This is a genomic window from Syntrophomonas sp. (assembly GCF_028707975.1).
Classification (GTDB): Bacteria; Bacillota; Syntrophomonadia; order Syntrophomonadales; family Syntrophomonadaceae; genus Syntrophomonas.
This window is the reverse complement of record NZ_JAQVZX010000097.1, coordinates 1,483-6,707: the sequence shown is the minus strand read 5'-3', so window position 1 is coordinate 6,707 and position 5,225 is coordinate 1,483. Positions and strand designations below refer to the sequence as shown.

Genomic DNA, 5,225 nt, shown 5'->3' with positions numbered 1-5,225 from the left:
ACCGGGTCGGTACTCTTCTTGCCAATCCTTTTCTTTTTGAAGGTCATCAACTTTAAGAAGCTTTCCCTCCGGGGAAGTCCAGTTTATGTTGCCTTTCAGCTGTTGATTGGGGGGTACAAGAGCGTAGGTTCCTACCCTCCATTGTCTCATGACAATTCCTCCTTTGTTTCTTCATTAAGCTCAACGTTGGAAGTATTTTCGGTTACTATCTCTTCATTAGTTTTATCTGGGAAAGCACTTTCGTCTGCTTTTTTTGCCTCAATTCGTATGGCGGGCATAGCATTTGCTCCCTCGCCGGGCTCTTCCGCTTTGCTGCCCAGCAATAGCTTGATTCCCCCGGCAATCAATATCAAGGCGATAAAGCTAGTTTCGATGTAACTGCGCAGACTTTCACTTAATAACTGCGCTAAAGCAGGGCTGGCAATGCGCTGTACAATAACCAGCAAGCCCAGGGCAATCAACCCCCAGCCCAGCCAGCCCGGATGGGTGGAAAACCAGTCGAAAAGGGTAGAGGATTCCAGCTGTACTTTTTCCTCGTCTTCCAGCAGGTGATAGATGTCGAAAACGCTGTAAAACCAAATAACCGGTATAACAAAGCCTAAAATGTTTAGATTCAACCAGCTGGACAGGAGCAGTATAAAGAAAAATCCGGCCATCAATTGCGCTCCCTGTTTTATTAATCCCAGGTACATATGCCCGGCTCCCGGGATAGCTGAAAAGGCCAAAGCTATCAGCTTACGGTCGCTGATAAAAAGTAAACCCTTCTCTTCGCTATTAAATATCCGGGCTTCATCGCTGTCAGGGCCGGGTTCAACATTTCGTCCGGCCAGGTGCAGGGCTTCAGCCAGGGCTACAAACCAGAGCAAGGCTATAACAAAAAAGATGAGAGGACCAATCATACTGCTGCTGCGATAGCTAATGTTCTCCATTGTCAAAGCTCCCACACCAAGCCCCAGGAAAACGCTGAAAAAGACCAGGGCCCGTCTGCTCCAGCCCAAATAAAGATGGCTGAGGCCAGGAAGCGGCGATAGTATAAATACCAGGAACTTGCTTTTTTTCTTCACTATTTAACCTCCTTATGTTTTTCTATTTCCATATTGTTGAGCCATCCGTTGCTTATTTCCTGCAAGCGGGCCGGCCAGTTAAAAAGGATATCTTCATACTTACCGACAGTTTGTGCTGTAGGATTATAATGTAAATTCATTCTGCTCGTATCGCTCCATGTTTGAAATACTCCGCTACCGCTAAGCATGATAGTAATGGCCGCGGCAACTGCGTAGCAGGCTAACAGCCTCTTCCTTTGGGAGCGAACCGGGCGGCGCTCTTCCTTCCGGGTATTTGCTCTGAGCAAGTCACAGGTTCGTGCGGTAAAGTCAGGGGGGATGAGAGCCCTGGCTTCTTCTACTGCCTGATCGTCTATGCTATCCAGGAACAACTGCAAACAAGCATCACAATCCAGCAAATGTTTTTCCATTAAAACATCTTTTTCTTTGGCTGATCCTTTTCCATAAGTTCGCCATTCCTCCGGGCTGAAATGCTTCATTCCGCTCCCTCCTCCCATCGTTCACGCAAGAGCCTTCGCGCCCGGTAGAGGCGGGACTCTACGGTTTTCAAACTTATGCCTTCTTCCCGGGCAATCTCTTGATAGGACTTGTTCTCAAAATAGTATTTGGATACTACCCGGCTGTAGGGGGGAGGCAGGCCCCGGCAAAGCTCCTTTACAGCTGATTCCCTTTCCTCTTGGAGCAGGATTTGCACGGGACTCATTTCCATTTCAGCGGGTGCTGCTCGCTTTTCCACATCACTTTCTACCACTGCCAGCTGTCGGGTTCGCTGGCGTTTCCAATCAATGGCCTTATTAGTGGTAACTCGCCCTATCCAGGCTTTGAGATGGTCAGGTTGGTGCTCGGGAAGAGAACGGTAAAGCTGCAAAAATACCTCCTGGGCAATATCCTGGGCCTCCTCCGGATCACTTACAATTCGGAGGATGATGGCAAAAACATAGGCTTTATATTGATTAATCAATTCTTCGAATGCTTGTGAATCTTGGCCCTGGAAACTTTCTATCCACAGTTCATCTGGGCAAACCTTGACCACCCCCTTCCCATCCATTAATAATAACGATAATATGTGAAAAAACCCTGCAATTTAAAAAATTATTATGAATGAAAGGGTGAACTGCCGTAAGGGGCTCGCGGAAGATAATGGGCATTGTTCATATTTTGGAGTTAGCGTACAATGAAGCTATAATGTATATACTATAGATAAAATAATTAGAAAAAGGGGAGAAAAAGATGGGAAAAGCTAAAATCTTTGTTCGTGAACGCAGAAAAGTGGAACAGGGCGAAAAGAAATCTCGTTTTAATGTGGTAGGTGTGGCGGGGACAGACCTTAAGATTTACTCCAATCATATCCGAAAAATGGAAATTGAGCATATCGCCCAGGAAATAGACGGTGAAGTAGTCTATCTTCAGGCAGGGAAAGATGAAGAGCTGGATGATGAAGAAGATTAAAGAGGGGGCAAAGAGAATATGCCTCTAATTAGAGAAAGAGACAGTAAAAGGCTGCATGTTAAAAGCAAGTTAATGGGAGAATCCCTGGTAGGCAAGGGCTTTTTGAAGAGCCTGGAGTACGGGGAACAATTTCGAGCTTTGCCCAATGTCAATGTGGTAAAAATGGGAGGACAGAGCATAACTGACCGGGGGGCACGGGCGGTTTTGCCGCTTATCAAGGAAATAGTTGAAAATGCCCGTAAGCACAAGATGATTATTTCTACCGGTGGAGGTACCCGCTCGCGACATGTTTATGCCATTGCTATGGAACTGGGTATGCCTACGGGGATAATCTCCAAGCTGGGACAGAGCGTATCCGAGCAAAACGCCTTGATGATTTCCACCCTCTTAAGCCCCTATGGGGGGATTAAAGTAGGTCATGACGACATTCCCAAGCTAGCGGCTTTTTTCATGCAAGGCTGCATTCCGGTTATTCACGGGATGCCCCCCTATGGCTACTGGGAGCATCTGCCCCGGGAAGGGCGTATCCCCCCAAACCGTACCGATGTGGGGGCCTATCTTTTAGCTGAGGTCATTGGGGCCAGACAGTGCATTTTTATTAAGGATGAAGAAGGACTGTTTAGCGACAACCCCAAGGTAAATAAGAAGGCCGAATTTATCCCTCGTATAGGAGCCCAGGAATTACTGAATAAAGATCTGGAGGATTTGGTTGTAGAAAGAGCGGTACTGGAGATGCTCGTTCGCTCCCAAAGCGTTAAAGAGATTCAGATAATCAATGGTTTAAAAGAGGGCAATCTTAGTCGGGCCTTAAACGGTGAGCATATCGGTACAATTATTTATAAAGACATCTAAGAAAATTTTCTTGTGAAAAGCAATTAAGAGCGCTGTCCTGACAGGGCTTTTTCTTTCTAATTATTCCCAGACAGAAGGAAGGGCCACTTCTTTGTGGAAATACTCAATATAGAAGGCTCCGGTTTAATAACTGGCAAAAGCCAGGTGGAGGATTTATGCTTAACGCTGATTTGCTCTGGCAGTTATTGGATTATCTATATATCTTAAATATACTCATTGCCATAGGGATAATTTTTTATGAGCGGCGTAATCCTACTGTTACCCTAACCTGGCTTCTGGTTTTGTTTTTAATGCCGGTTCTGGGACTAATACTCTATCTCTTCCTGGGCCAGGACTTACGTAAGAAGAAGCTGTTCTATCTTAAAAAAGAAGAAGAAGAGAGCTTTTTTCCTAAATTAGAGCAACAGGATCAATATTTGCATAACAATCAGATGCTTTTCTTAAACCCTCGCAGTAGCGAATACCGGGACATTATTCACCTGCACCTGAATAGCAACCAATCCCTCTTCAGCCAGAATAATAAGGTGGATATATTTAACGATGGTCAGGAACTTTTTCGGGCTATGGCCGAAAGCATTCAACGGGCAGAAAAATATATACACCTGGAATACTATATTATTCAAAATGATGCTACCGGCCGGAGCCTTCGAGATATTCTTAGTCGTAAAGCTGCTGAAGGAGTAGAAGTGAGGTTGCTGTATGATGGAATGGGCTGTATTCACCTGCCCCGCCGCTTTTTCCGGCCGCTCCTACAAGCCGGGGGAGAAGTCGCCAGCTTTTTACCACCATTCTTTCCTTTTGTAAATCTACGGATGAACTACCGCAACCACAGGAAAATATGTATTATTGACGGCGAAGAAGGCTATATCGGCGGTTTTAATATAGGTGATGAATACCTGGGTCTGTCAAAAAAGTTCGGCTACTGGCGGGATACCCACCTGCGCATTCGTGGGACCGCTCTGGATGGCTTACACTTACGCTTCCTCCTGGATTGGCGTTATGCTTGCAACCATGACTTTCAGATGCGGGAAGACTTTTTCCCCCAGCGTGCCCCCCAGGGCAATACCGGAGTGCAGATTGTATCCAGTGGACCGGATTCCAAATGGAGTTCCATTAAAGACGGCTTCCTGAAAATGATCAGCAGTGCCCGGCAGAATATCTATATTCAAACCCCCTATTTTATTCCTGATGAGAGTATTCTCGCTGCCTTAAAGATTGCTGCATTATCCGGGCTGGATGTGCGTTTGATGATACCGGGAAAAGCAGATCACCTTATTGTACACTGGGCTAATCTTTCATATGTTGGGGAACTGCTGGAAGCAGGGGTCAGGTGTTATGCTTACTCCGAGGAAAGATTCCTACACAGCAAGGTCATGATGATTGATGGCTATGTCAGCACGGTGGGATCAGCGAACATGGATATACGCAGCTTTCACCTTAATTTTGAAGTTAATGCTTTTATTTATGACGAAAGGGTAAGCCGCAACCTGCAAGCGGCCTTCTTCCGGGATATCCAGAATTCTCAGGAGATTACTATGCAAATATATCGGGCCCGGCCGGTGTACGCGCGGATGAAGGAGGCTGTTTCCCGCCTGCTCTCCCCGCTACTTTAATGCAGTTTATTATCCATACATAGTACCCTCCGGAAGTGATGATCTCTGGCGTTAAGGTTTGATAGCAATATTGATGTTTGACTCCAGGTCAAAAACTGATTTAATGGATTCTGGTCATGCTCCCCAAGAAAAATGCCCATTACTTTCGTTTTAGATTTATAATGAGGTATAGAATAGCTCGTAATAAATTATTCAATGGAGGTGTAGGTTTTGAGTCATCATACAACAATTGAAGTGGACAAGGCAG

6 protein-coding genes are annotated in these 5,225 nt (G+C 45.7%); 3 read left to right on the top strand and 3 right to left on the bottom strand.

Annotated elements, in window-relative coordinates:
* Positions 1–146 precede the first annotated feature (146 nt).
* Genes PHP87_RS10070 through PHP87_RS10060 form a run of 3 tightly spaced genes read right to left on the bottom strand, consistent with a single transcriptional unit; the run spans position 147 to position 2,097 of the window.
* A complete protein-coding gene (locus tag PHP87_RS10070) occupies positions 147–1,064 on the bottom strand; it encodes a hypothetical protein (RefSeq protein WP_276620111.1) in 918 nt (305 codons plus the stop codon).
* Positions 1,064–1,543, bottom strand: a complete 480-nt coding sequence (locus PHP87_RS10065; RefSeq protein WP_276620109.1) for a hypothetical protein — start codon at positions 1,541–1,543, stop codon at positions 1,064–1,066. Before PHP87_RS10065 ends, PHP87_RS10070 begins: the two co-directional genes overlap by 1 nt.
* On the bottom strand, positions 1,540–2,097 hold the full coding sequence (locus PHP87_RS10060) for an RNA polymerase sigma factor (RefSeq protein ID WP_299920950.1): 558 nt from the start codon (positions 2,095–2,097) through the stop codon (positions 1,540–1,542). The genes PHP87_RS10065 and PHP87_RS10060 overlap by 4 nt, the downstream gene beginning before the upstream one ends.
* Before the next feature lie 197 nt (positions 2,098–2,294).
* On the opposite strand from PHP87_RS10060, the gene PHP87_RS10055 reads away from it, so the two are divergent.
* The 3 genes from PHP87_RS10055 to cls all read left to right on the top strand — a co-directional run bounded on the left by PHP87_RS10055 (position 2,295) and on the right by cls (position 4,978).
* Positions 2,295–2,513 carry a hypothetical protein gene (locus PHP87_RS10055; RefSeq protein ID WP_299920947.1) on the top strand — a complete coding sequence of 73 codons (219 nt, stop codon included), beginning with the start codon at positions 2,295–2,297 and terminating at the stop codon, positions 2,511–2,513.
* 18 nt (positions 2,514–2,531) lie between these two features.
* Positions 2,532–3,365, top strand: a complete 834-nt coding sequence (locus tag PHP87_RS10050) for a uridine kinase (protein WP_299920941.1) — start codon at positions 2,532–2,534, stop codon at positions 3,363–3,365.
* 155 nt (positions 3,366–3,520) lie between these two features.
* Entirely contained in the window at positions 3,521–4,978 is a 1,458-nt protein-coding gene (gene cls, locus PHP87_RS10045) for a cardiolipin synthase (protein WP_299920938.1), read from the top strand.
* Positions 4,979–5,225: the final 247 nt, after the last annotated feature.

Bases quoted from the DNA above. Each gene is read 5' to 3' on its own strand.
- PHP87_RS10065 (WP_276620109.1), bottom strand. From the start codon at position 1,543: ATGAAGCATTTCAGCCCGGAGGAATGGCGAACTTATGGAAAAGGATCA.
- PHP87_RS10055 (WP_299920947.1), top strand. From the start codon at position 2,295: ATGGGAAAAGCTAAAATCTTTGTTCGTGAACGCAGAAAAGTGGAACAG.
- PHP87_RS10050 (WP_299920941.1), top strand. From the start codon at position 2,532: ATGCCTCTAATTAGAGAAAGAGACAGTAAAAGGCTGCATGTTAAAAGC.
- cls (WP_299920938.1), top strand. From the start codon at position 3,521: ATGCTTAACGCTGATTTGCTCTGGCAGTTATTGGATTATCTATATATC.